Genomic DNA, 819 nt, shown 5'->3' with positions numbered 1-819 from the left:
ACCGGACCTTGTTATCTCCGGCATTAACCTGGGCCCTAACGTGGGGACAAACATCATTTACTCCGGCACTGTCTCCGCGGCTACAGAGGGAACCATGTTGGGCATCCCTTCCATGGCTGTGTCTCTGGATTCCTTTACCGACCCTGATTTTACTTTTGCCGCCAGATTCGCGGCCCGGCTGGCTGAGATTGTGGTGACCAGAGGTCTTCCGAAAGGTACTCTCTTAAACGTCAACATCCCGGCGGTCAAAGAAAAAGAAATCAAAGGCATCAGGATCACCAGACAGGGAGTTTCCAAGTTTAAAGAAATCTTCCATAAGAGAATTGACCCCAGAAATCGGACTTATTACTGGTTGGACGGAGAGTTCGTGGAATCTGATTTCGAGCCGGATATTGATATTGTAGCCTTAAAAAATGGGATGATTTCCATAACTCCTATCCACTATGACATGACTAATTACCGTTTTCTGGGTGAATTGGGGACCTGGATGGAATGCCTGGATTTAAACAAGCCCGGTGAGCCAAGAAGGATTTCTATTTTCGACACTAGCCAGTCAGAAGAAGCTGCTGCTAGCACGGTCGAAGAAGAACTGTCTTATTTAGCCGGGGATAGCTTTTTCAGGAGTGGAGAGGTATGAAGAATCAATATGTCTCCGAGCTCACAAATGGTTCTATTATCAACTCCGCCTTTGTGGTCAGCAAAAAGCAGATATCCCAAAAAAAGGATGGCAGCAGTTACTGCCGACTGGAGCTCCAGGATAAGAGCGGTAAAATCAAGGGGGTACTGTGGACGGAGACTCTGGAGAGAACCAAGGTCCGG

General features: G+C 47.7%; 1 protein-coding gene and 1 pseudogene. Both read left to right on the top strand.

Features of this window, described 5'->3' with window-relative positions; translation table 11 throughout:
- A partial coding sequence (gene surE, locus HW443_RS12165; protein ID WP_176238326.1) for a 5'/3'-nucleotidase SurE occupies window positions 1-637 on the top strand: 637 nt, incomplete at its 5' end.
- A pseudogene (locus HW443_RS12160) lies at window positions 634-819 on the top strand (hypothetical protein); the annotation flags it as partial. The gene surE and the pseudogene HW443_RS12160, both read left to right, overlap by 4 nt.

It is taken from the genome of Candidatus Hakubella thermalkaliphila (assembly GCF_013281975.1).
GTDB classification, from domain to species: domain Bacteria; phylum Actinomycetota; class Humimicrobiia; order Hakubellales; family Hakubellaceae; genus Hakubella; species Hakubella thermalkaliphila.
Note: the sequence above shows the minus strand (reverse complement) of the source record. Positions and strands in the feature narration are given on the sequence as shown.